Genomic DNA, 24,435 nt, shown 5'->3' on the forward strand with positions numbered 1-24,435 from the left:
CGGCTATGCCTCAGTACTGAGGTCACGGGCGGCCCTCGGCGGCGGACCCCAACGCGGATCCCTGCCCGAAAGGGCCAGGACCTGGTCGAACAGAGAGGCGTCGGCGTCCGGCATCACTTCGTCGGCGAGCAGCCCCAGGCCGCGCATCCGCGGAGCCTCCCGCCTGTAGATCTCCAACGAGGACGCGGCCAGGTGATCGGGGATCCGCAGGAACCGGCCGGTGGCAACGGCCAGATCCCAGGCGTGAACGGTGAACTCCGCGATCAATATCCCCCCGACGGTGGCGGTGGCCATGAGCGAACCGCTCAGGCTCGCCTCTCCCTCCCACACCTGAGGGTCGGCCCATGTCTTCGCCGCCGCTTGGGCTCTTTCGGCGAGGAGAGGCGGCCATCCCGACTCCGGCGTTTCAGCGAGAAACGGCATGGGATCCGCGGTCGCGACCGAGGGATCCCATTCCGTGCCCGTGCCGATGGCCTCGGTCATGAGGAACATCTTGGCCACGTGGTTCACCAGGTCCCTCACGGTGAACGCGGCGCAGGGCGTCGCATCGCCGTACTGATCGACGGACACGCCGGTGAGTACGTGCATGAAGAGGTTGATGCTCTGCCCCAGCCGTTCTGGGGACGATGGGTATGACATGTGAGTACCTTTGTTCAGGCCAGGCTATTCGGTTCGGCCGCGCTCGTCGCCGAGGCCGGTCGTTCCGCGTGCGACGGCGGATAGTCGGTGTAGCCGGCGGCAGCCGGACCGTAGATGAGGTCCCGTTTCGGCACGGCCAGCGGGGAGCCGGAGGCGAACCGAGCGGGCAGGTCCGGGTTCGCGATGAACAGCGTGCCGAAGGCCACCAGGTCCGCCAGGTCCTCGGCGAGGATCCGGTTCGCCCGCCGCTGATCGAAGCCGACGTTGGCGATGATGGTGCCGTGGTAGACCTTCCGGAAGTGGCGGAACATGCCGTCGCCGGCCAGATGCTCCAGCGGACCTCCGTTAGGGTCGACCATCGTTCCCATCAGGAGCAGATGCGACAGCTCGTAGTCGTTGAGCCGCCCGAGCACATACTCGCTGTCCGCCACCGTGGCGGGCGCGGCGACGAATTCCCCCGTCTCCGACCAGGCCGGTCCGGCCTTCACACCGACGCGCCGTAGGTCGACGAACTCACCGACCGCTTCGATGACATCGAAGAGAAAGCGGGCCCGATTCTCGATCGAGCCTCCGTAGAGGTCCTCACGCAGGTTGGTGCGCGGGTTCAGGAACTGGCTGATCAAGTAGTTGAAGCCCGCCTGAAGTTGTATCCCGTCGAAGCCGGCCGCCATCGCGTTCCGCGCGGCGGTCGCATAGTCGGCGACGGTCCGGCGGATGTCCTGCGCCGTCATCGCCCGTGGCCGCACGGTCGGTTTGCGGCCGGTGGGTGTAGGCGACGGCAGCCCCGGGTTCACGGCCGATGGGGCAAGAGGCGGGCGGCCGTCGAAGAAGTCGGGGTGGGACGCGGACCCTGTGTGCCACAGCTGAGCGAAGATGGTGCCCCCTGCACGGTGGACGGCGTCTGTCACCTTTCGCCATGCGGCGACTTGCTCGCCGGTGAACAGACCGGGCACGTCGTGCCATCCCACGGCGTCACGGCTGATCCAGACGCCTTCGGAGATGATCAGTCCGGCCGAGGCGCGTTGGGCGTAGTACTCCGCGTGGAGATCGATGGGCGCGAGACCGTGATTGCGGGCGCGACTCCGCGTCAGCGGCGCCATGACCACGCGGTTCTCAAGTGTGACGTCGCGCAGGTGGTACGGCAGTAGCAAGGGCTGTGTGAAGCTCATAGGGGATTCCTGTCCAGGGAACGAGTACAAAAGTCGATCAAGGGAGCCTCGGGTGGACGGCTACGTCTCGCGCCCGAAGTCCTGAGCGCGAGGAGGCGCGGCGGACGGACACGGTGACTCACCTGGCACGGCGAGGCGCACTCTTAAAGCAATGATCTGTGCTTTAGCTCTACCGTAGCAGTCCATCGCCTAAAAGCCAAAATCTGTGCCTTCTGGCGAAGTCCGGACTCCGGCTCTCCATCACGCCGAGGGCCGGCGGCTGCGGTGCCACCGCGCTGGCGTTGATCAAGAGATCGGGACCAGGAGAGGCCCTGGGTGGCTCACGCGGACCAGGTGGCCAGGGGCGGCCACGCTCGTGGCAGCGGACGGCCTCGCCGGTGGCCCGATCGAGCGCGGCCGGCCGCGGCGCCCTGGATCGCCCGGCACGGGAGTTTCAGTGGCGCGTTGACGCCGAGCCAGGAGGGGCGGCCGCGCAGTGCTCTGGACCTCGGCAAGGGCGCAACGTTCCGGTTGGCAGGCCCGCGGCTCGTATGCCAGGAACTTGGCTACCCTGGAGGGGCGCACCTGCGTTGCTCTGTCCGAGGCAGTTCAAGGTGGCTGGAGCATCGCCGGCCACGCGTACACCAACGACGAGATTGTCCAGCACGCAAGGTAACTCATCGGCAAGTAGTGCCGACGATCCCACCGAATCCCAGGCCTTGCACTGTCGGGCATATACGGCCGTCAGCGAAAAAATCAATAGCCGCGGGGAGGTCTGTTAGGCTCGAATTCGTAATAGTCCACAAAGGGGATCATCAATGGTTGAATTCGCCCCTGTACCAGATTTCGCCCGAGGCCCGAAAATCCCTGATTCCGGTTATCTTGTCACTGAGCTGGGTGGCGGGGCCTACGGAATCACCAGCGGCTTGGTCACCACCATGTTCCTGGTGACCAAGAAGGGCGTGGTCGTCGTGGACGCCCCACCGGACCTGGGCGAAAAACTGCTGATCGGCGTCGAGGAGGTCACTCCGAAGCCGATCACTCACCTCATCTACAGTCACGCGCACGCCGACCACATAGGGTCCGCTCACTTGCTGACACGGGATGGCTTGAAGATCGTCGCCCATGAGCTCACCGCGCAGTTCATCAAGGAGGCGCAGGACGACAATCGGCCTCTGCCCAATGAAACCTTCGGTGGGGCTAGAAGCGAGCTGAGTATCGACGGAGAAAGGATTATCCTCGAGTACACGGGAGATTGGCATCAGGCGGGTAATCTGTTCATCCACCTCCCGGAACAGAAGATCCTGACGGCGATCGATAGCTTCACGGTGAAGAACGCGCCGTTCTTCCGTCTTGCCTTCTCCGCCCATGTGCCCGCGTACTTCGACGCGATGGATCAAATGCTGGAGTATGACTTCGAGACCGTCGTGTCCGGTCACATGGCCCTGTTCGGCACTCCCGAGGACGTGCAGACGAATCGCGAGTACATTCGCGACCTGCGGGCCTCCGCCACCGAGGCGCTGCGTATGGTGGACCTGCGGGAGGCTGTTGCCGCTGTGCCGGACGACAACCGGCAGGCACAGCTCAAGGTCTGGATGGACGCTGTCGTCGCTCGCGCGGCAGAGCTCATGCCGGCGTCCTGGGGCAAGCGCCTCGGAGGCAACGACATCTTCCTCACCGACAACCTCAACGCCGTCGCATGGAGCGTTTTCATCGACTAGTACCAGAGTGAATTCATTTCATCCGCGTAAGAGCCGAGGCGCTGTGCTGGATGTATTCGGGGGACCAGAACCGCTCGGCAGCGGCGTAGTCCCGCTTGTTGAACAGAGTGTCGAAAGCTTCACGGACGATGGCCTTGTTCTTGTCTTCGATGGTGCTCATGAAGGGATAATCGCTTTCTGTCTATGGCTTGCAGAAATTGGTGCGGGCACCACCCACGTGGCAGTGAGTGCGAGGTGCGGGGGAGCCGTCATGGGTGTTATCGGTGGGCGAGGGAGTTCCTGCCCGCGATGTGGATTTCGGCCTGACGAGTGACTCGGGCCCCGAGGTGTTCGGCGGTGGCGAGGTCGGAGGCGTTGACGGTGTCGACGCTGCCGTCCTGGGGGGTCGAGGCGCCGGCACCGATCCAGAAGCCGAGGCGGTTGAGGTCGTCTTCGGCGGCGGTGAGGGCATTCCAGCCGGGGGGCAGGCCGAGGCCGACCCAGATCATGTGGTGCTGGGCGGCGAGAGCGGTCATGAAGTTGAGGGTGTTGAGCTTGTCGCCGCTCTTGGAGGCGGAGTTGGAGAAGCCAGCGGCGATCTTGTCGGCCCAAACGCTTGTGAGGTAGCGGCCGCTGGTGGCTTCGGCGAAGGCGTGGAAGGCGGAGGAGGCGCCGCCCATGTAGGTGGGGGAGCCGAAGATGATGGCATCGGCGTCGTCGAGCCGCTGCCAGTCCTCGTCGGTGATGGCGTCCACCGGGATGTAGGCGACCTCGGCTCCGGCCTTTTCGGCACCGCGCTTAACCGCTTCGGCCAGAACAGCGGTGTGTCCGTAGCCGGAGTGGAAGGCGATGGCGACCAGGGGGCGCTTGATGGTCTTGGTCACGGACTACTCCTTAGGTAGGTCTGATCTCTAATCTATACCTGACCTCTAAAAGAGGTCAAACCCCTTTGGGGGTGCTGGTGTATTCTGGGGGTCATGTCACAACGGGAGCAGTCACCGAACAGCCTCGACCCGGAGCGGCCGATGGACATCCTCGACGCGGCCTGCCCCAGCCGTGACGTCTTCGTGGATCTGGCCGACAAGTGGGCCCTGCTGATGCTGCTTAGCCTGCGGGAGCGCGGTGTCCAGCGGTTCTCCGAACTGCAGCGCTCCATCGGAGGGATCAGCCGCAAGATGTTCTCGCAAACCCTGCGAACTCTGGAACGCGATGGACTCGTCGCCAGGACGGTGGACCCCAATGCCACGCCGCCTCTGGTCCTCTACGGACTCACCGACCTCGGCAGCGAAATCGCCGAGGAAACCCGCGTCCTCTGCACATGGACCCACACCCGTGCCGCCCAGGTCCACGCGGCACGCGCCGCCTATGACCGGCGCACCGTCGACTGACTGTCTCCAGTTGAGCGGGGTTCGTTCCGATCGGTCGGGTGATTACTCCTTGCCGGCGAGGTTCCTCGCGGTCTGGACACGCCCAGCACATACGACGCTGCGATCACCGAGACCAGGGCCTGTTCGGCCTGCCGGCGCCGTTCCAGCAGCCAGTCACCACCCCCGTGGGCGCAACCCTCGTGAGTGATCGCCCCCTGGCTACTGGTCGCGGCCCGCGTCCCCGAGCTCCTTGAGTAGCAGAGTCAGGGTCGCGAGTTGTTCAGGCCCGAACAGTTCTTCGATCCAACGGCTTGCTTCCTGTGCCTGCTGGCGACCCAGGGCTGCTCGTTCGTGCCCGGCAGGAGTTAGAGCGACCAGTTGCCGACGGCGGTTGTGGGGATCCGTGCTCTTGGTGATCAGGCTACGAGTCAGGAGTCGGTCGAGGAGGGGGGTGAGTGTCGATCGGTCGACTGCAGCGAGGGCACCGAGAGTCTTCTGGTCGAGGCTTCCGCGCTCATCCAGGACTTGAAGCACTGCGAACTGCGGAGGCGTGAGGTCGCTGCTGCGAAGTTGCCACGAGGCGTTCACCACCTGTGAGGCACGTCGGAGCTGGTGGGCCATGCCGTCGGCCAGCACCCCGTCGTATCGCGCTCCGGTCGTCACAAGCTCAGGATACATCCGTGCACTGTGAGTTGGTACACGGACTATTTGCAATCGGAAGCTTCACCTTCTACATTGATCCGTGTACGGACTTACCGTGTACGGAAGGTGGTTCCCGTGCCGCGACGGGTGATCTTGGGGATGACCGGGGCGACCGGCGCCGTCTTCGGTGTCGAGCTGCTTCGCCGGCTGCGGAACCAGCCGGACGTGGAAACTCATCTCGTTCTGTCGCAATGGGCCAAGGCGACAATCCATCTGGAGACCGACCTGTCGGTTCGCGAAGTAACCGACTTGGCGGACGTGGCCTATTCATGGAACGATCAGGGTGCGGCGATTTCGTCAGGGTCATTCCGGGTGGACGGAATGATCATTGCACCGTGCAGTATGAAGACCCTCGCCGGAATCCGAACCGGATACGCTGATGGCCTCATTCCCCGTGCTGCCGACGTGACGCTGAAAGAGCGGCGTCCCCTGGTGCTCGTGCCGAGGGAGACCCCGCTCAGCGAAATCCATCTCGAGAACATGCTGGCGCTCTCCCGCATGGGGGCGAGAATCGTTCCGCCGATGCCGGCCTTCTACCGCCGCCCGAAAACCATCGACGAGCTCGTTGAGTATTCCCTTGTCCGAGTGCTGGATCAATTGGATATCCAGCTGCCATCGACGCAGCGCTGGGAAGGAATGCCTCGCCCATCCGAATTGAAGGCGTAAGGAACCGATGTCCGAAATCGATGACCTCCGATCCTACATCTCTGCGCTCGAAGCGCTGGGAGACATTCAGCGCATCTCGCGCGTGATAGATCCGAACCTGGAAGCGTCGGCCGTCACACGACGGTCCACCGAGAACGGCCGGCCCGCCCCGTTCTTCGAGCACCTCAGCGGGGTCGATGAGGGGTTCCGCATGATCGGAGCCCCGGGCGCCCTGTCGAGCGTTCCTGGGCATCCGCTGGCGCGGGTCTCCCTTTCTCTCGGTCTGCCGTACACGACGACCGCTGCCGAGTTGGTCGAACATCTCAGGCAGGCAGGCGCTAAGCAACTGCTCCCACCACGGCGTGTGGCGGCCGACTCGGCGCCCTGCAAGCAGAACATCCTGATGGGGGAAGAAGCTCGTCTCGACCGATTCCCGATCCCGTTCGTTCACCAGAGCGACGGCGGTCCCTACGTCAATACGTGGGGCGTGATCGTCGCGAAGACACCGGACGGCCGGTGGACGAATTGGTCTATTTCACGCATCATGATGATCGACGATCGGCATATGACCGGGCTGGTGCTGCCGAGTCAGCACCTCGGCATGATCTGGCGTGAGTGGGAGGCCATCGGCGAGCCGATGCCCTACGCCCTCGTCCAGGGAGGTGACCCGGGCGTTCCCATTGTCGGCGGAATGACCGTCCCGGCCGAGGTCGACGAGGGCGCGTATCTCGGAGCGGTGCGGGGCAAGCCGGTCGACGTTGTGAAGTGCGCGACAAACGATCTGGAAGTGCCGGCCTCCGCCGAGGTCGTCATCGAGGGGCACCTGTCCGCAACGCGTGATGCCGTGGAGGGCCCGTTCGCGGAGTTCCACGGCTGGGCACTCCCAGAGACGTCGCCGCAGCCGCTCTTCAGCATTGAGGCGATCACGTACCGAGACGACCCCATCTGGCCGCTGGCCGCCGCCGGACGGCCTGTCGACGACTCGCACGTCGCACCGGCTGCGGGCATCTCCGCAGAGGTCGTCGCGGTCTTGCAGGAGGCGGGACTGCCCATCACGACTGCCTGGCTACCGCTCGCCGCCGCCTGCTTCTGGACGGTGATCACGGTCCCGCAGAACTGGCGCGATGTGTTGCCGGGTACGGACACCGCGCGATTCGTGCACCGCATCGGTGAAGTACTGAACGGCACCCGGGTCGGCCGCCTCTCCCCGGTCGTCTATGTCCTCGACGACGACGTGGATCCGTCGAATGACTCGGATCTCCTGTGGGCGCTGGCCACCAGGGTGCATCCGTCGCTCCGCCAAGAGCAGTGGCACGGGCCGATCATGCCGTGGTACCCGTGCTTCCTCGAAGGGGAACTGCACAACGGCTGGGGAGCCATCGTCGTGCACGACGCCGTGCTCCCGGCGGTGGGAAGCGGACGCGTTCCGCCTGCCACCTTCGACGGCGTCTTCCCGGCAGATGTGCGTGCCAAGGTCCTCGCCGCCGAGTCCGAGTCGGCAGGCGACACCGGCTCTGCCGCATCGCGCTGACCGCCGTCTTTCATTAAGCGGTCAGAACGGTGTTCTGGCGGTCGGCTGATGGATTCGCGGTGTTCGGGGCGTGCCGATGGCCCGGCGCGGTGGCCGGGTCCCGCCGGATCGCAATATTCGAGCGGTACAGGACCCCGGGGACGCGGGCCAAACGTCAATGGTTAAGTGTCTTTACAATTGCCGGTCGTGTACTTACTGTGACGTCATGGCCTGGGAGGGACCCCCGCTTTGGTCCAGGAATCCATGAACTGTGCCCGCACGGCCACGTTCGCGCCCCCGCCAGGACGCGTGTGCCCCAGCACGTGAAGGAGAACGTTCGTGACAGCAGAGAACGACCGAACGCGCCGTACCCGCCGGAAGATCCTCGCGGTAGCCGCAGGCGGCACCATGGTGATCGCCGCAGGCGCCATCGGCGCCGGTGACGCCGTGGCTGCCGGCTCCGCCCCAGTCACCGCCCTGAGCGCCGCCAGCCTCGATCCGACCGTCGCACCGGGCGGCAACTTCAACCTGTCGGTGTGGGAACTCCAGCTCCCGATCGGGTCGCCCGGTTCGCCGACCACGATCCCGCCGTCGCAGTTGAAGGGCGCGAGCGGGTACACGAACCCGGCGTACTTCTGGACCGACAAGAACGACGGCTCGATGACCTTCTGGGACCCCGAGTCCGGAGTCACCACGCCGAACTCGAACTACGCCCGCTCCGAACTGCGCGAGATGAACGCCAACGGCAGCGCCGCGGACTGGTCCCTGTCCGGCACTCACAAGCTGTCGGCGACCTTGCGGATCGTCTCGGTGACGAAGAACGTCTGCGTCGGACAAATCCACCTCGGCAGTGGCGGCTCGTCGACGAAGCCGCTGCTCGAGCTCTATTACCACTCCAACGGCGACGTCGTCCTCGGCCTCGAGAAGTCACCCGACGGCGGTCAGGACACCTACACCCTGACCAATGTGCCGCTCGGCACCCAGTGGAGCTACGTCATCGCGATCGTCGGCGGCAAGATCCAGATCACCGTCAACGGCAACACGAAGAGTTACTCGATCGCCTCGGGCTTCAACGCGTACCACCAGTACTTCAAGGCCGGCGACTACAACCAGTCCTCGTCGAGCAGCACCAGCAACGGCGCGAAGGTCAAGTTCTACGCCCTGACCGTGGCCCACGGCTGACCGCGTACCCGTTGGCCTCTCCCCCCGATGAGGCCAACGGGTCCTCAGAGGACCCAGGGGCCTTACCCGTTCAGCGCCAGCCGAGTCCCGGTGCCACGTGGGTGAGGATGCTCTCCAGCACGTGGGCGTTGTAGTCGACTCCGAGCTGGTTCGGGACGGTCAGCAGCAGGGTGTCGGCGGCCTGGATGGCCTCGTCCTGGGCGAGTTGCTCGATCAGCACGTCCGGCTCGGCGGCGTACGATCGTCCGAAGATCGCTCTTGTCGTGTCGTCGATCATGCCGATCTGGTCTCGTGAGTCGCGGTCGTGCCCGAAGTAGGCGCGGTCCAGGTCGGTCGTGAGGGCGAAGATGCTGCGGCTCACCGACACCCGTGGCTCCCGCTGGTGGCCGGCCTCCTGCCACGTCTCGCGGAATGCTTCAATCTGCTTGCGCTGCTGGACGTGCAGTGGCTCACCGGTCTCATCGTCCTTGAGCGTGGAGCTTTGTAGGTTCATGCCGAGCTTCGCGGCCCACACGCCGGTCGCGTTCGAGCCGGAGCCCCACCAGATGCGGTCGCGCAGGCCCTCGGAGTGTGGTTCGAGCCGCAGCAGCCCCGGTGGGTTGGGGAACATCGGCCGTGGGTTCGGCCGCGCGAAGCCCTCGCCCTCGATCACCGTGAGGAACGTCTCCGCGTGTCGGCGGGCCATGTCGGCGTCCGTCTCGCCCTCGGCGGGGGCATGGCCGAAGTAACGCCATCCGTCGATCACCTGCTCGGGGGAGCCACGGCTGATGCCGAGCTGGAGCCTGCCGCCTGCGATGAGGTCGGCCGCGCCGGCCTCCTCCGCCATGTACATCGGGTTCTCGTAGCGCATGTCGATCACGCCGGTGCCGATCTCGATCTTCGAGGTGCGCGCGCCGATCGCGGCGAGCAGTGGGAACGGGCTGCCCGCCTGGCGGGCGAAGTGATGCACCCGGAAGTATGCCCCGTCCACGCCGAGTTCCTCGGCCGCGACCGCCAGGTCGATGGACTGCTGCAGGAAGTCACTGGCGGACCGGGTCTGCGACTGCGGGCTCGGCGTCCAGTGCCCGAAGGAGAGAAAGCCAATCTTCTTCACTGCAGCTCCCAGCGCGCGGCGGCCACGTTTGATTCCCGCGCCTCGCGTGTGACTCCATGCACGTCGATACCGGCCTGCTGCGCCGCCGCCATGCGTAGAGCTTCATGGAGCACGGGATCAGGAGGTGGCGTATTGCTCGACGTCCGTACGCTGGTCGCCCCCGAGCTGGGCTGGCGGCCTGCCCTCACGGCAATAGATACCTAAAGGGGGCTAATTTGGTAGCGTAAGACGCCATGCGAATCTCGGCCCGCGCGGACTACGCGATCCGGGCGCTCCTGGAGCTTGCCGCCGACACCGGCCGGCCACTCACCTGTGAAGCCATCGCCCAGTCCCAGGGCATCCCGCACCGGTTCCTCAAGGCGGTCTTCCGCGACCTGCGGCAGGCCGAGCTGGTGCGCAGCCAGCGCGGCTGCGAGGGCGGGTACTGGCTGAGCCGCGACGCGGCCTCGATCTCGCTGGCGGCCGTCGTCACCGCGGTCGACGGCCAGCTGATGACCGTGCATGGCGAGAGTCTCGGCGGCCGGAGTTACCCGGGCCCGGCCGCCCGGCTGTCGGAGCTGTGGTCCGGGGTAAGGAAACGGTTCGAGGACATCCTGGCCGGCGTGAGCCTGGCCGACCTGCTGGCGGACGACCCGCCCGAGCCGGCCGTGTCGTTGCTGCGCGACGCGGCCCTCAGTGCGTGACGGCACGACGAACACCGATGGGAGCCACCTGATGGCGGACGACTGGCACGGCGAGCTGCGGCACATCCGCGGTACGCAGCTGACCGGGGACACCGGTCAGACCATGGGCATGACCCGGCTGGAGGCCATCTCCGGCAAGACGGTCGGCTCGTCGAAGCTCTGGACGGGCAAGACCCTGGTGGCGCCCGACACTAACTCCGGTGACCACCATCACGGCGACACGGAGACCTCGATCTACGTCGTGTCCGGCAACCCGGTGTTCGTCTTCGCCGACGGTGACACCGAGGTACGCCTGGAGACCGAGCCCGGCGACTTCGTCTTCGTCCCGCCGTACGCCCCGCACCGCGAGGAGAACCCCGGCGACACCGAGGCGGTCGTGGTCATCTCGCGCAGCAGCCAGGAGGGCGTCGTGGTGAACCTGCCCAGTCTGTGGTCGCCGGTCGACCGGTCATGACCGCGGGCGGCCCGCTGACCGTCGTGGAGTTCACCGACCCCGCGTGCCCGTGGGCGTGGGGCTCGGAACCGAAGTTCCGCTGGCTTCGCGCCGCGCTGGACGGCGTGGCCGCCTGGCGCCGCGTCTACGGGATCCTGTTCGACGATGACGACGATCCGGCGCCCGACCCCGACGCGGAGGCCGCCTGGTACCACCGGTACACCACCGGCATCGCCGCGCACACCGGAGCACCGTACGCCTCGCGGCTGCGGTGGGTGGCGCGGAGTAGCCGGCCGGCCTCGCTCGCGGCCAAGGCGTCCGAGGCGCAGGGCGCCGAGACCGCGGCCTTCGTCCTGCGCCGGCTGCGCGAGACGAGCTTCCTGCTGGGCGCGCCCGCCGACGACGTGGAGAGTGTCCTCGACGCGGTGACCGGAGTGCCCGGCCTGGACCACGCCCGGCTCGCCCGCGACCTCGTCTCCGATGACGTGCGTTCCGCGGTCCGCCGCGACTGGACGGAGACGCGGGAGCCGTACCCCGAGGTGCTCACAGTCGAGGGGCCGGGTCCGCATCCGGGCGCGGCGAAGGAGGTCGGTGGGCGGCATCGGTTCGCCCTGCCCACTCTGGTGTTCAGCGGCCCCGCCGGGCGGGCGGTGGTGCCGGGCTGGCGGGAGCTCGGCGAGTACGCCGAGGCCGCCGCGCGCGTGGCGCCGGGGCTGCGCCTGGAGGTCTCGCCGCGTACCCCGGCGGAGCTCCTCGAACGCCACCGCAGCCTGACCGGGCCGGAGCTCGCGCTGCTGGCCGGCTCGGCCGGTCCGCCGCCCGGCGGCGTCCGGTTCGACGGCGCCGGCGGGCCCGTCTGGCTGCACCCGGCGGAGGCCGCCGCTCACCCGGTCTCCCGCCTCTGACCATCGGCTCGGAGCGTATGAGCGCTGGTCGCATATAAGACATATCTAGGTGGCTATTGACAGGATTTACTACCAAGGCGACCATATAGGTATGACTTCGACGCATCCGGGCGTGGTCTGCCGCTTCGTCGACTACCGGCGTACGTCCAGCGCCCTGTGTTGGTAGCCGCGGGCCCCGGAGCCACCGTCGTCGGTGGAGCTCCCTCCCGCGCGACCGTCCCTCACGCCGGATCGTTCCCTCTCTCCTGATCTCCCCAGCGCCGCGGAGATCCCCCTCGTCTCACGACTCCTCCGGAGACCGCCACGCGCCGTCCCCGGGACATCGCCGCGCCGACCCGCCGTCCCTCCGGTACCCCGACCGTTCGCGAAAGGTGGACTCGACCCCCCATGAACACCGCTCTCTCCGAACCCAGCAGACGTTCCTTTCTGGGGCTCGGCCTCGCCACCGGCTCGTCGCTCCTGCTCGCCGCCTGCGGCGCCGGCGGCGCGGCGGGCTCAGGCGGGGCCTCGGCCGACACGCTCAAGTGGGGCTGGGCCCTGCCCACGTCGTGGGACCCCGTGACGTCGTCGGCGGGCTGGGACGTGCACGCCCTCTCACTCGTGTACGCCGGGCTCACCAAGCACGACTCGCAGGGCACCGCGGTCCCGGCCCTCGCCGAGTCGTGGGCGTACAGCGAGAAGGGCAGCCGCGTCACGTTCAAGCTGCGGTCCGGCCTGAAGTTCAGCGACGGCACGACGCTCGACGCGACCGCGGTGAAGAAGAGCATCGAACGCGGACGCGACGCGCCGAAGTCGCTGATCGCCGCGCAGCTCGCCGACGTCAAGACCGTCAGCGCCCCGGACCCCACGACCGTCGTCATCGATCTCAGGTCCCCCAACTATCAGATCCCCAGCCTGTTCGCCGGAAAGACCGGCATGGTGGTCAACCCCGCGGCGTTCGAGAGCAACGCCGCGGGACTGGCCACCAAGCCGGCCGGTGCCGGCCCGTACACCCTGACCTCGTACGTCGAGAACTCTCAGGCGACCCTCAAGCGCAACCCGAACTACTGGGACGCCGCCTCGATCAAGGTGGCGAACTTCCAGCTCTTCCCGCTGCCGGACGCCGCCACGGTGATCGCCGGGCTGCAGTCCGGCCGCTACAACGTCGCCCAGATCCCGGGCAGCCAGGTCGCCGCGGCCAAGGCCGCCGGGCTCGAGGTCCAGGTGATCCCGTCCCTGGTGGTCGCGGTGCTGGACGTCAACATCACCAAACCGCCGTTCGACGACCCCAACGCGGCGCTGGCGCTGAAGTTCGCGGTGGACCGCGCGGCGCTGCTGAAGACCCAGCAGTTCGGCATCGGCGAGGTCTCCTACCAGCCGTTCCCCAAGGGCTACGTGGGCTACGACCCGGCGCTGGAGGGCATCTACGCGTACGACCCGGCCAAGGCACGCCAGCTCCTCGCCAAGTCCAAGTACGGCATCGGAGCACCGGTCACCATCACCGCCTCGGCTACCGGTAACCTCCCGCAGCAGCTCCAGGCCCAGCTCCAGGCGGTGGGGTTCAAGCCGACGATCGAGACGATCCCGCAGGCCGAGGCCACGCAGACCTTCTACATCCAGCATTCCAAGGCGCTGGCCGTGGACGGGTTCGCCGGCCGCGACTCGACCGCGCAGACGTTCCAGGTGCTGTTCGGCGCCGAGGGCCTGATGAACCCGGGCCGCACCACGCCACCGGAGCTGAACGCGGCGGTCCAGAAGATCGTCCAGACGCCGCTGGACGACCCGAAGTACCCGCAGGTGGTGCAGGCCGCGACCGCCGCCGCCGTGCGCACGATGCCGAACGTCTTCCTGTTCACCACGCCGCGGATCCTGGCGCACACCACGTCGGTGTCGCCGCTGCCGAAGGACACCGTCGTCCAGCGCTTCGAGGGGGTCACGCTCACGTGAACGCCCCGGATCGGAGCACCCGATGAGCGCCGTCGTCGCGGTGCCACGGCCCGGCGCCGCGGTCGCCGAGACCTGGCGGCTGTCCGGCTGGGCCCGCAGGGTGCTGCGGATGCTGGTCACCACGGCCACGGTCTTCCTCATCACCTCGTTCGGCACGTACGCGCTCGGGGCGCTGTCGAAGACCAACCCGGCCGCGGCCGTGCTCGGCGAGACCGCCACCCCGGCGGACATCACCCGTATGAACCACCAGTTCGGGCTGGACCGGCCGCTGCTCGTGCAGTACGCGACCTGGCTGGGCCACGCCTTCACCGGCGACCTCGGCACCTCCTACTTCACCTCCATCCCGGTCGCCGCCAGCGTCCGCCAGGCGCTGCCGGTGGACCTCGGCATCACCGGCCTGGCCGCGCTGTTCGCCGTGCTGATCGGCGGCACGGCCGGGATCGCGGCGGCGCTGAACGGCGGTGGGCGGCTGGACCGCTCGGTCACCGCGGTCTGCTCCGCCCTCAGCACCATCCCCGGGTTCGTCATCGGCATCGTCTTGATCGTGGTGTTCTCCGCGACCCTGCGGATCCTGCCGGCCGGCGGATACGTGAGCTTCGGCACCGACCCGGTCCAGTGGTTCCGGTGCCTGCTCATGCCGTCCTTCGCGCTGAGCCTCACCCTGGCGGCTCACATCGCCCGGCAGCTGCGGACCTCGCTGGTCGCCACGCTGCGGGAGAACTACGTCGTCGGGGCGACCGTGCGCGGCCTGTCGCAGCGGCGGGTGCTGCTGCGGCACGCGCTGCGCAACGCCATGGGACCGGCGCTGGGCATCCTCACCGTGGGCGTGCCCGCGCTGCTCAGCGGCTCGGTGCCCACCGAGCGGATCTTCAACCTGCCGGGCGTCGCGCTGCTGACGCTCCAGTCGGCGGAGCGGCACGACATCCCGGTGATCCAGGGGACGCTGCTGGTGACCGTGACCACCGTACTGGTGTGCAACCTGGTCCTCGGCGCGCTGCTCGCCCGGTTCACCCCGCAGGCGAGGAGGTAGCCGTGCGTACTCTCCGCCGCGCTCTGCGGCTGCCGTCGGCCCGGCTGTCGGCCGTCGTTCTGGTCGTCGTGGCGGTGGCCGCGGTGTTCGGCCACTGGCTCGCGCCCCTCGACCCGCTGGCCCAGGACTCGGCTCACGTGCTGTCCGGCCCGAGCGCCGGCCACCTCCTCGGGACCGACGGCCTCGGCCGGGACGTGCTCAGCCGGCTCGTCGCCGGCACCTCCTCGTCCATCGTCGCGACCCTGGAGGCCGTCGGCACGGCGCTGCTGGTCGGGATCGTCCTGGGCATCGGCTCGCTCTGGCTGGGCCGGGGGTACGAATGGGCGTCGCTGCGGTTCGTCGACTCGCTGCAGACCCTGCCGTACGTCGTGTTCGTGGTCGCCGTGGTCGGTGTGCTCGGCAACGGCCTGACCCAGGCGATGCTCGCCATCGGGCTGCTCTACTCCCCGATCTTCTTCCGGGTGAGCCGGGCCGCCTCGCTCGCCCTGCTCCGCGCCCAGTACGTCGAGGCGGCCGAGCTCTTCGGCGCGACCCGGCTCTGGATCCTGCGCACCCATCTGTGGAGCAAGATCCTGCCGACCATCGCGGTCACCGCGGCGCAGGCGAGCGCCGAGTGCCTGCTCGCCGTGCAGTCACTGAGCTTCCTGGGCATCGGGGTGCAGCCACCGGCGCCGACGTGGGGCGGCATGCTGGCCGACGACCTGGGCTTTTTGGCCCAGCAGCCGTGGGCCCCGCTCATTCCCGCCATCACGATCATGATCACGGTGGGTGCGCTGAACGCCATCGCCGACGCGATCAGCGACAGCGCCGACCTGCTCGTCGTGGACGCCTCGCCGCCCCAGCCCGGCTCCGCCCAGGAGGTGTCCGATGCCGCCGTCGCCGTCCGCTGAGACCCGTGCCGAGCCCCGGCCCGCCGCCGCACCGGCCACCCCGCTGCTCCGCGTCGGCGGCCTGCACGTCACGGTCGGCGGCGGCACCGCCGAGGCCGTCCGCGACGTCTCCTTCACCGTCCACCGCGGCGAGTCCGTGGGTCTGGTCGGCGAGTCCGGGAGCGGCAAGACGCTGACCTGCCGGTCGATCCTGGGCGTGCTGCCGAAGGGCTGCGCGGTCAGCGCGGGGACCGTCGACCTGGCCGGCGTCGAGCTGACCGCGCTGACCCGCCGCGAGTGGGACGGCGTACGCGGCCGTGCGCTCGGCGCGGTCTTCCAGGACCCCGCGTCGTACCTGAATCCGTCGATCACGGTGGGCCGCCAGCTCACCGAGTCGCTCCGGGTGGCCGCCGGGCTGCCGAAGGACCAGGCTCGTACGCGGGCCGTCGAGTTGCTCGACGCGGTCGGCCTGCGCGACCCGTCCAGGGTCTATCACCGGTACCCGGACGAGCTGTCCGGCGGCATGCTGCAGCGGGTTCTCATCGCGATCGCGATCGGCGGCGAGCCGGACCTGCTCATCGCCGACGAGGCGACGACCGCACTGGACGTGGTGGTCCAGGCCGAGGTGCTGGATCTGCTCGCGCGACTGCGGGCAGAGCGCGGCCTGTCGCTGCTGCTGGTCACGCACGACCTCGCCGTGGTCGCCGAGACGTGCGACCGGGTGCTCGTGTTCTACGCCGGGGAGCTCGTGGAGTCGGGCCCGACCGAGCAGGTGCTGCGGTCGCCCGCCCACCCGTACACCGAGGCGCTGCTGCGGGTCGCGGCGCCCGGCTCGGTGGAGGTGCTGCCCGGCCGGCCGCCGCCGACCGGCGCGGAGCTGCCCGGCTGCCGCTTCGCCGACCGGTGCCCGTACGCCGAGGACCGCTGCACGGCCCGGCCGGTGGCGCTGCGGACGACAGGCGACGGTCGCGCGGCCCGGTGTGTTCGCGTCGGGGAGCAGCCATGAGCGAAAGCCTGCTGGACGTCGAGGGGCTCGCAGTCTCGTACGGCCGCCCGTCAGGCCGGGTGCTGTCCGACGTGAGCCTGAGCGTACGGCCCGGGGAGATCGTCGGCGTGGTCGGGGAGACCGGCTCGGGCAAGACGACGCTGGTACGCGCCGTGGTCGGCCTCGTCCCGGCGGAGGCGGGGCGGGTCACCTTCGACGGCACGGAGGTGACGGCGCTGCGGGGGCGGCGGCTGCGGGCGTTCCGCCGGGCCGGGGGGATCCAGCTGGTCTTCCAGGATCCGCTGCGTTCCCTCGACCCGGACCTGACCGTGGCGGCGATCGTCGCCGAGGGGCTGACCGTCGCCGGCGGCCTCACACGGTCCGAGCAGGCCGAACGCGTGGACGAGGCGCTGACCCGCGTCGGCCTCGACCCCGCGCTCGCGTCCCGCAGGCCCGGGCAGATCTCCGGCGGGCAGCGGCAGCGGGTCGCTCTGGCCCGTGCCATCGCGGTACGCCCGAAGCTGCTGCTGTGCGACGAGCCGGTCAGCGCCCTGGACGCCTCCAGCCGCAACCGGGTCCTGGTGCTGCTGGACCGGCTGCGCCGCGAGCTCGGCGTCGCGATTGTGATGATCTCCCATGATCTGACGTCGCTGGCCGGGGCGGTGGACCGGGTCGCGGTGCTGTTCGGCGGGCGGCTCGTGGAGCAGGGCCCGGTCGGCGAGGTGTTCGGTGACCCTGCCCACCCGTACACCGCGCTGCTGGTCGCCTCGGCCCCGAGCATCGGCGAACGTCCGCTCGGCCGGCCCGCCGCGAGCCTGCGCCCGGCCCCGGACCGGGAGCCGTGGCCGCACGGTGACGGATGCCGGTACGCCCCGATGTGCCCGTTCGCCACCGCCGAGTGCGCCGTCGAGCCGCGGCGCGAATCACGGGCGGGTGGCCGGGCCGTGGCCTGCCACCACGCCGACACCTGGCCCGACCTGGTCGGGCGGACAAGAGGAGCACTGACATGAGCATCGAGTTCATCGGCATCGCCGCCACCCAGGCGCACACCGAGACCGAGATCGAGAAAGCGGCCGACGGCCCGGTGGTGAACGCCGAGTACCTGCGGGCACTCGCCAAGGCGCACGAGGAGGCGGGGTTCGACCGGGTGCTGGTCGCGCACTCGTCGGCCAGCCCGGACGGGTTCATCGTTGCCGACCAGGTGCTCACCGGGACCGACCGGCTCGGCGTGCTGCTGGCGCACCGGCCCGGCTTCGTGGCGCCCACGCTGGCGGCCCGCAAGTTCGCCACGCTCGACGCGTTCCACCCGGGACGGGTCGCGCTGCACGTGATCACCGGCGGCGACGACGCGGACCAGGCACGGGACGGCGACATCACCGACAAGCCGACGCGCTACCGGCGTACGGACGAGTTCCTCGACGTGCTGCGCCTGGAGTGGGAGTCCACCCGGCCGTTCGACTACGACGGGGAGTTCTACCGGGTACGCGGCGGGTTCACCCCGGTACGCCCGGACGGCCGGGTGCCGGTCTACTTCGGTGGCGCCTCCGCGGACGCCGTACGCGTCGGGGGCAAGCACGCCGACGTGTACGCGTTCTGGGGTGAGCCGCTGGCCGGCATCGCCGAACGCATCGCCGAGGTACGCGCCGCGGCCGCCCCGTACGGGCGCGACCCGCGGTTCAGTGTCAGCCTGCGGCCGATCCCGGCCGCGACCGAGGCCGAGGCGTGGGAGCGGGCTCGCGACATCCTCCGGCTCACCAAGGAACGGGTCGGGGAGCTGAAGAAGGTCTTCAACATCGATGGCTCCGCACAGCAGGGCAGCAAGCGGCTGCTGGACTTCGCCGACCAGGCCGAGGTGCACGACAAGCGGCTGTGGACCGCGATCGCCAAGGAGACCGGGGCCGCCGGGAACTCCACGGCGCTGGTCGGCAGCTACGAGCAGGTCGCCGAGTCTCTGCTCGACTACGTCGACCTCGGCGTGAGCACCCTGCTCATCCGCGGGTTCACCCCGCTCGCCGACGCCACCGACTACGGGAACCTCGTCCGCCTGGTCCGCGAGCGGGCCCTGACCGGCGCGCCCTCCTAGAGAAACGGCAGCAGAGATGACCTTCGAACTTCTCGGCATGGTCGGGACGCGGGACGCGTCCGAGACCCACGGCGACCACTACGGAACCATCGACGCGGACTACCTGACGAGGTTCGCCCAGGCGCACGAGGCCGCCGGCTTCGACCGGGTCCTCATCGGGTACGGCGCGACCGGCCCGGACGGGTTCGCCGTCGCCGCGCACGTCCTGAACGCCACGACGCGGCTCAAGGTGCTGATCGCGCACCGGCCCGGCTTCGTCGCCCCGACCCTCGTCGCCCGCAAGCTCGCCACGCTCGACCACCTGACCGGCGGCGGCCGGGTCGGCATCCACCACATCACCGGCGGCGACGAGGCCGACCAGAAACGCGACGGCGACTTCGCGGACCACGACCGGCGGTACGCGCGGACAGCCGAGTTCATGGGCCTGCTGCGGCGCGTGTGGGAGTCGGACCGGCCGTTCGACCACAGCGGCGAGTTCTATCGGGTGGAGGGCGCCTTCAGCACGGTCAAACCGGTCACGCCCGAGGGCATCCCGCTGTACTTCGGTGGCGCCTCGCCCGCTGCGATCGAGGTCGGTACCCGGCACGCCGACGTCTACATGCTGTGGGGCGAGCCGCGGCAGCGGATCGCCGAGCGGATCGCCGCGCTGCGCGAGGCCGCCGCCGCGCACGGCCGTACGCTCCGGTTCAGCCTGTCGCTCCGGCCGATCATCGCCGACACCGAGGACGCGGCGTGGGAGCGGGCCGAGCGGATCCGCGCGCTCACCGCCGCTCGGACCGGCGAGGGCAACGCGTTCCGCATGTCGACCTCGGTGGGCTCGGCCCGGCTGCAGGAGCAGGCGGCCGAGAGCGAACGCCACGACGAGCGGCTCTGGTACGGCATCACCGCGCTGACCGGCCCCGGCGGCAACTCCACGGCGCTGGTCGGCACGCCCGAGCAGGTCGCGGAGGCGCTGGACGGGTACCGCCGGGCCGGCATCGACACGATCCTCATCCGCGGTTTCGACCCGCTGGAGGACGTCGTCGACTGGGGACGCCACCTGGTTCCGCTGCTGCGCGCGAACGACGCGGCGCTGGTCTGATCGAATGAACAGGACACGCTGGTGACCACCACGTCCTTGTACGCGCCCCCACGGCTGGCCGACGTCACCGCGACGCTGGCCGCCCGCGCCGACGAACACGACCGCGACGGGTCCTTCCCCAACTCGCCCGTGTCGCCCCTGACAGCTGAGGAACCGACCATGACCGAACCCGTCACCCTGCCGGCCGTACGTACCTGGCTTCCAGCGCCGGAGCTGCACCAACGCGGCACCGTCGTGCTGTTGCCCGGCCGGGGCGAGCACGGTGGCGTGTACGAGCGGCTGGGTCGGCGGCTCTCCGCCGACCGCTACGCCGTACACGCCGCCGACAGCACGCCCGGCGACGACCTCGACGTCCTCGCCCGGCTGGTGGCCGAGACGCCCGCGACCGACCCTCTCGTCCTGGCCGGCTCCGACACCGGCGCCCTCCAGGCCCTCGCCCTGGCCGCGGGGCCGGGCCGCGCGCCGGCCGGCGTCATCATCGCCGGCCTCGCCGACCCGGGTACGCCCTCCCCGCTCTCGTGGGACGACGAGCTCGAAGCGCGTACCGCCTGCCCCACGCACCGGCGACGGCTGACCGACGACACTCGGTTCGTCCGCGGCGCGCTGTCCGAACCCCTGCCGACCGCGCTGCTGTCCGCGGAGCTTCCGCTGGAGCGGATCGACCTGCCCGTACTCCTCCTGCACGGCGACACCGACCCGGCCACCGCGCCGGCGATAGCCCGCTCGGTCGCCGCCCGATTGCCGGGAGCCGAGCTGGCCATCGTGCGCGGGGGACGGCACGACGTCTTCAACGACATCAACCACCGCAGCGTCGCCGCGCACATCGTGCAGTGGCTGGAACGCCTGCGCTCCGGACCGGACCGCGCCCCCGTCGTGGTCGTCGAGAACCCCAGCTGAGACAGAGTCCCGTTCCACCCTCCCGAACGCGAGGCGAGATCACCATGGCCAGCATCCTGTCCGTCTCCGGAAGCCCGTCCGCGACCTCACGTACCGCCCGGCTCCTCGGCCACGTGGCGGAACGGCTCACCGCGGACGGTCACGAGGTCACCACCCTGGACGTCCGTACCCTGCCCGGCGAGGCCCTGCTCGGCACCGACTTCGGCCACCCGGCCATCGTCGCGGCCACCGAACTGTTCGAACGCGCCGACGGCGTCGTCATCGGCACACCCGTCTACAAGGCCGCCTATTCGGGTCTGCTGAAGTCCTTGCTGGACCTGCTCCCGCAGTTCGCCCTGGCGGGCAAGACGATCCTGCCGCTGGCCACGGGCGGAACCACGGCACACGTCCTGGCCATCGACTACGCGCTGCGCCCGGTTCTGTCCTCGATGGGCGCGGGCCACATCGTCCAGGGCTGGTTCGTACTGGACCGCCACATCACGCTCCACGAGGACGGCACGACGACCATCGAGCCCAGCACCGAGGAGGCGCTCACCCCTCTGATCACCCAGTTCTCCACCGTCATCACCCGTACGTCTCTCGCACCCGCCAGCGCTGTGTAGAACCGTCCGCGTACGGCTTGGGACGCCCTGCAGCGCGCCGCGAAGACCCGGCGGTACCGCGCGCCGGCCGGCTCACCGTCCTGGTCGTCTGCGGGGCCGCAGTCGTGTTGTTGTGGTTACCGTTCGGACGCCTGACGCGGCTGGCAGCGGTGATCAAGACAGCGTGCTGCCAGCGGGACGCCACTCGTTCTGGCGCTCGTGGAGGACCTTGATTGACCGGCGGGACTGTTCCCTCACGTCATCTTGACGACGACCTTGCCGGCCTTCGCGCGCCCTGCTTCGACGTACTCCAGCGCTTCTCGGGCAGACTCGAACGGGAACACGGTGTCGACGACGGGTCGGATCTTGCCGGCCTCGATGAGAGGGGTGAGCTCGCGCAGCTGGTCCCCGCTGGCCTTCATGAACAGGAACGAGTACGTCACGTTGCGGCGCCGGGCGCGTTGTCGGGTCCGGAAACTCAGCGCGGACATCACCAGCCGGATGATCGGATTCGCTCCCAGCTCCCTGGCGAAAGCAGCATCGGGAGGGCCCGCGACACTGATGACCTTCCCGCCGGGCTTGAGCACGTCCAAGGACTTCTTGAGCGTCTCGCCGCCGAGCGAGTCCAGGACGACGTCATAGTCGTGCAGCACCGTCTCGAACGCCTGCTTCTTGTAGTCGACGACAACGTCCGCGCCCAGACGCTTCACCAGGTCGACGTTGGCCGTGCTCGTGGTGGTCGCCACGCGCGCACCCAGCTGCTTCGCCAACTGGATGGCGATGGTGCCCAGGCCTCCGGAGCCCGCGTGGATGAGGACCTTCTGGCCCGGCTGAATGTGCGCCCGCTCGACCAGCACCTGCCACGAGGTCAGGGCGACCAGGGGAAGGGACGCTGCCTCCTCCATGGTCAGCGTGGCCGGCTTGATCGCCACGTCGTCCTGGTGCACCGCGATGAGTTCGGCGAACGTGCCGATCCGGTCCTTGTCGGGGCGGGCGAAGACCTCGTCGCCCACCGCGAACCGCGTAACGGCCGCACCCACATCGACCACCACTCCGGCCAGGTCGTTGCCCAGGACGAACGGGACCCGGTACGGCAGGATCGCCTTCATCTCCCCGTCTCGGATCATGCGGTCGAGCGGGTTGATGCTCGCGGCCTGGATCCGGACCAGCACGTCGTCCGCGCCCACCTCCGGGTCCGGCACGTCGCCGGCACGCACGCCGGCCTTGTCGCCGTAGCGCTCTACCGTGAAGGCCCTCATCGTCGTCTCCATATCTCGTCCGCAAGCGGACGGGGGTGCTGTTCATCCCGGGCTTCCCGGGTAGTGGGCAGTGATTCGTGGCGGTATGCGGTTTTGCGTAATGGGTTTTATGGGAGGCGGGGCTCTTGACCCTGGCTGTCGGCGGAGGGTTGAGCGCCCTCGGTGATGAGCGCGTGTGAGGCGCGCCGGCTGTAGTGCCCGACGTTTACCTCGGTCGGTAGAACCTTCCGGGGGTGCCCTGTCTCGTGTCGTGGATGCCAACGTCGGCCCGTGTGGCGGGCGAGGGCCAAGATCATTGGATTATGCTCGTAATGCTAAGCGGTCGGTCGGCGGATTGCAACTAGGCCCGTTCCTCTCGGGGGCCGTGCCCGTGGCGGACGCGGGACTGATCAGCGAGGCCCGGTCGCCGGCCGAGCTGTTGCCCTCGAAGCCTCGCGGAGCCATTCGGCTTGAGCGACGAGGAGTTGATATGGCGTGGGGTCAAGCGGTGCGCCGCCCAGGCGTAACGGGCGACCTGTGGTGCGCCCAGGTACATTCTGCAGATACGTCAGTCCGAGGTCCTGGCGTGCTCACGCTCGACGCCCAGTAGTGCGAGGGCGTTGTAGATGCCCTGCTCAAGGAGTTCATCGGCGAGTTGCTCGTCGGCGAGGGCTCGGGAGAGCTGCAGCGTCCCGGCCATCATGGCGTAGGCGCTGAGCGTCTTGGTGCGGACCGAGAGTGGATCATCGGGTGCCAGGCGGGCGGCGATGCCGTCGATGACAACCAGCACGGCGTCGGTGTACGCCTGCTTGGTCGGGTCTGTGCAGCGCCCGATTTCGTCGAGCAGGGCGGCGGAGGGGCAGCCGTCGTCGGGGCTGTCGCGGTGCTGGGTGGACAGGTACCACCGCACGATCTGTTCGAGCCCGGCGCGGCCGGGTGCTGCCTGCGCGACGATGTTCGCGTTCTGTGCCTGCAACTGGTCGGCGACCGCGGTGGCCACGAGGTCGTCCTTTGATGTGAAGTGGGCGTAGAAGGCGCCATTGGTCAGCCCCGCGTCCTTCATGAGTGTCGAGATGCCCGAGCCGTCGATGCCGTCCCGCTTGAACCGGCGGCCGGCCGTCTCGATGATCCGCTGCCTGGTCGCCTGCTTGTGCTCTTTCCCGTATCGCAACGCACGCTCCTTCGCTCGCCGGAGGAGCTGCTCGCCCTCCACTGGTTCCCTCGCTGTATTGTATTGCGAACGTAATCCAATGATTTCAGGGTGTCCGGCGACCGCTCGGTCGACGGCGAGGTGCCGCTGGGCAGCCTCGCGCCCCCTCTTGCGACGGGCCGTCTCGCTGCCGGCTCGGGCTCATTCCGTAGCGCGCCGCGGGCTGCCGCCTGCCGCAAGCACTCACTTGCGCCCCGCGGTCTCCCATGCATAGTATTACGAACATAATTCAATTGTACATCCCGGGAGGTGCCGCCCTCGCGCTCCGCAAGGCGGATTCCGAGGTGATCGGAACGAGTCGGAAGGCATGGAGGTCACCCGTCGCGGCGGCTGAATCTTCGTCGAGCTCGATGCAGCCGGTGACGCGCAGGTCAACAACGTGGTCGAGCAGGTGATCGGCCAATTCGGGCGGATCCACGACCTGGTCGGCAACGCCGGCTGAGCACACCGGGCGCCGGTGAAGAGAACTCCATCCCGCAGTCCCAGCACGTCTTTGGTGTGCTGCGCGAGCAGACCCGCGAGATGTCA

General features: G+C 68.8%; 25 protein-coding genes. 17 read left to right on the forward strand and 8 right to left on the reverse strand.

Features of this window, described 5'->3' with window-relative positions; all coding sequences use genetic code 11:
• Window positions 1-3: 3 nt before the first annotated feature.
• On the reverse strand, window positions 4-639 hold the full coding sequence (locus tag NE236_RS24160; RefSeq protein ID WP_252844390.1) for a TIGR03086 family metal-binding protein: 636 nt from the start codon (window positions 637-639) through the stop codon (window positions 4-6).
• 14 nt (window positions 640-653) lie between these two features.
• Complete coding sequence (locus NE236_RS24165) at window positions 654-1,808, reverse strand: alkene reductase (RefSeq protein ID WP_252844391.1); 1,155 nt, start codon at window positions 1,806-1,808, stop codon at window positions 654-656.
• Between the two features lie 797 nt (window positions 1,809-2,605).
• On the opposite strand from NE236_RS24165, the gene NE236_RS24170 reads away from it, so the two are divergent.
• Entirely contained in the window at window positions 2,606-3,508 is a 903-nt protein-coding gene (locus NE236_RS24170) for an MBL fold metallo-hydrolase (protein ID WP_252844392.1), read from the forward strand.
• A gap of 13 nt (window positions 3,509-3,521) precedes the next feature.
• Here the strand turns inward: NE236_RS24170 and NE236_RS24175 are convergent, their stop codons facing one another.
• Complete coding sequence (locus NE236_RS24175; RefSeq protein WP_252844393.1) at window positions 3,522-3,668, reverse strand: hypothetical protein; 147 nt, start codon at window positions 3,666-3,668, stop codon at window positions 3,522-3,524.
• A 97-nt stretch (window positions 3,669-3,765) separates the two neighbouring features.
• Window positions 3,766-4,371 carry a flavodoxin family protein gene (locus tag NE236_RS24180; protein ID WP_252844394.1) on the reverse strand — a complete coding sequence of 202 codons (606 nt, stop codon included), beginning with the start codon at window positions 4,369-4,371 and terminating at the stop codon, window positions 3,766-3,768.
• 93 nt (window positions 4,372-4,464) lie between these two features.
• Between NE236_RS24180 and NE236_RS24185 the strand changes: the two genes are divergently transcribed.
• Window positions 4,465-4,875 (forward strand): winged helix-turn-helix transcriptional regulator, encoded by a 411-nt coding sequence (locus tag NE236_RS24185; RefSeq protein ID WP_252844395.1) that lies wholly within the window; start codon window positions 4,465-4,467, stop codon window positions 4,873-4,875.
• Between the two features lie 198 nt (window positions 4,876-5,073).
• Here the strand turns inward: NE236_RS24185 and NE236_RS24190 are convergent, their stop codons facing one another.
• Window positions 5,074-5,532: a MarR family winged helix-turn-helix transcriptional regulator gene (locus tag NE236_RS24190; RefSeq protein WP_252844396.1), complete on the reverse strand. Its 459-nt coding sequence runs from the start codon at window positions 5,530-5,532 to the stop codon at window positions 5,074-5,076.
• 99 nt (window positions 5,533-5,631) lie between these two features.
• On the opposite strand from NE236_RS24190, the gene NE236_RS24195 reads away from it, so the two are divergent.
• The 3 genes from NE236_RS24195 to NE236_RS24205 all read left to right on the forward strand — a co-directional run bounded on the left by NE236_RS24195 (window position 5,632) and on the right by NE236_RS24205 (window position 8,893).
• The gene (locus tag NE236_RS24195) at window positions 5,632-6,222 is read left to right on the forward strand and encodes a UbiX family flavin prenyltransferase (protein ID WP_252844397.1); all 591 of its coding nucleotides are present in this window, start codon (window positions 5,632-5,634) and stop codon (window positions 6,220-6,222) included.
• A 7-nt stretch (window positions 6,223-6,229) separates the two neighbouring features.
• The gene (locus NE236_RS24200) at window positions 6,230-7,732 is read left to right on the forward strand and encodes a UbiD family decarboxylase (RefSeq protein ID WP_252844398.1); all 1,503 of its coding nucleotides are present in this window, start codon (window positions 6,230-6,232) and stop codon (window positions 7,730-7,732) included.
• A 318-nt stretch (window positions 7,733-8,050) separates the two neighbouring features.
• A complete protein-coding gene (locus NE236_RS24205; RefSeq protein WP_252844399.1) occupies window positions 8,051-8,893 on the forward strand; it encodes a polysaccharide lyase family 7 protein in 843 nt (280 codons plus the stop codon).
• A gap of 70 nt (window positions 8,894-8,963) precedes the next feature.
• Here NE236_RS24205 and NE236_RS24210 read toward each other — a convergent pair whose 3' ends face one another.
• Window positions 8,964-9,986 (reverse strand): LLM class flavin-dependent oxidoreductase, encoded by a 1,023-nt coding sequence (locus NE236_RS24210; RefSeq protein WP_252844400.1) that lies wholly within the window; start codon window positions 9,984-9,986, stop codon window positions 8,964-8,966.
• A 233-nt stretch (window positions 9,987-10,219) separates the two neighbouring features.
• Between NE236_RS24210 and NE236_RS24215 the strand changes: the two genes are divergently transcribed.
• From NE236_RS24215 to ssuE, 12 genes are all read left to right on the forward strand, one after another.
• Complete coding sequence (locus NE236_RS24215; protein WP_252844401.1) at window positions 10,220-10,669, forward strand: RrF2 family transcriptional regulator; 450 nt, start codon at window positions 10,220-10,222, stop codon at window positions 10,667-10,669.
• Window positions 10,670-10,700: 31 nt separating this feature from the next.
• Window positions 10,701-11,123: a cupin domain-containing protein gene (locus NE236_RS24220; protein WP_252844402.1), complete on the forward strand. Its 423-nt coding sequence runs from the start codon at window positions 10,701-10,703 to the stop codon at window positions 11,121-11,123.
• On the forward strand, window positions 11,120-12,007 hold the full coding sequence (locus tag NE236_RS24225; RefSeq protein WP_252844403.1) for a DsbA family oxidoreductase: 888 nt from the start codon (window positions 11,120-11,122) through the stop codon (window positions 12,005-12,007). Before NE236_RS24220 ends, NE236_RS24225 begins: the two co-directional genes overlap by 4 nt.
• 387 nt (window positions 12,008-12,394) lie before the next feature.
• The gene (locus NE236_RS24230) at window positions 12,395-13,933 is read left to right on the forward strand and encodes an ABC transporter substrate-binding protein (RefSeq protein ID WP_252844404.1); all 1,539 of its coding nucleotides are present in this window, start codon (window positions 12,395-12,397) and stop codon (window positions 13,931-13,933) included.
• 22 nt (window positions 13,934-13,955) lie between these two features.
• Window positions 13,956-14,963 (forward strand): ABC transporter permease, encoded by a 1,008-nt coding sequence (locus NE236_RS24235; RefSeq protein ID WP_252844405.1) that lies wholly within the window; start codon window positions 13,956-13,958, stop codon window positions 14,961-14,963.
• 2 nt (window positions 14,964-14,965) lie between these two features.
• Window positions 14,966-15,853: an ABC transporter permease gene (locus NE236_RS24240; RefSeq protein WP_252844406.1), complete on the forward strand. Its 888-nt coding sequence runs from the start codon at window positions 14,966-14,968 to the stop codon at window positions 15,851-15,853.
• Window positions 15,831-16,838: an ABC transporter ATP-binding protein gene (locus NE236_RS24245; RefSeq protein ID WP_252844407.1), complete on the forward strand. Its 1,008-nt coding sequence runs from the start codon at window positions 15,831-15,833 to the stop codon at window positions 16,836-16,838. The genes NE236_RS24240 and NE236_RS24245 overlap by 23 nt, the downstream gene beginning before the upstream one ends.
• Entirely contained in the window at window positions 16,835-17,827 is a 993-nt protein-coding gene (locus tag NE236_RS24250) for an ABC transporter ATP-binding protein (RefSeq protein WP_252844408.1), read from the forward strand. Before NE236_RS24245 ends, NE236_RS24250 begins: the two co-directional genes overlap by 4 nt.
• Window positions 17,824-18,900, forward strand: a complete 1,077-nt coding sequence (locus NE236_RS24255) for an LLM class flavin-dependent oxidoreductase (RefSeq protein ID WP_252844409.1) — start codon at window positions 17,824-17,826, stop codon at window positions 18,898-18,900. Before NE236_RS24250 ends, NE236_RS24255 begins: the two co-directional genes overlap by 4 nt.
• A 16-nt stretch (window positions 18,901-18,916) precedes the next feature.
• Window positions 18,917-19,981, forward strand: a complete 1,065-nt coding sequence (locus NE236_RS24260; RefSeq protein WP_252844410.1) for an LLM class flavin-dependent oxidoreductase — start codon at window positions 18,917-18,919, stop codon at window positions 19,979-19,981.
• A gap of 21 nt (window positions 19,982-20,002) precedes the next feature.
• Window positions 20,003-20,878, forward strand: a complete 876-nt coding sequence (locus tag NE236_RS24265) for an alpha/beta hydrolase (protein ID WP_252844411.1) — start codon at window positions 20,003-20,005, stop codon at window positions 20,876-20,878.
• Window positions 20,879-20,922: 44 nt separating this feature from the next.
• Window positions 20,923-21,480 carry an NADPH-dependent FMN reductase gene (gene ssuE / locus NE236_RS24270; RefSeq protein WP_252844412.1) on the forward strand — a complete coding sequence of 186 codons (558 nt, stop codon included), beginning with the start codon at window positions 20,923-20,925 and terminating at the stop codon, window positions 21,478-21,480.
• Between the two features lie 233 nt (window positions 21,481-21,713).
• Here the strand turns inward: ssuE and NE236_RS24275 are convergent, their stop codons facing one another.
• Together NE236_RS24275 and NE236_RS24280 are read right to left on the reverse strand one after the other, a co-directional pair.
• Complete coding sequence (locus NE236_RS24275) at window positions 21,714-22,718, reverse strand: NADP-dependent oxidoreductase (RefSeq protein WP_252844413.1); 1,005 nt, start codon at window positions 22,716-22,718, stop codon at window positions 21,714-21,716.
• Between the two features lie 547 nt (window positions 22,719-23,265).
• On the reverse strand, window positions 23,266-23,868 hold the full coding sequence (locus NE236_RS24280; RefSeq protein WP_252844414.1) for a TetR family transcriptional regulator: 603 nt from the start codon (window positions 23,866-23,868) through the stop codon (window positions 23,266-23,268).
• Window positions 23,869-24,435: the final 567 nt, after the last annotated feature.

Origin of the sequence: Actinoallomurus purpureus, from assembly GCF_024055795.1 — a bacterium.
Classification (GTDB): Bacteria; Actinomycetota; Actinomycetes; order Streptosporangiales; family Streptosporangiaceae; genus Actinoallomurus; species Actinoallomurus purpureus.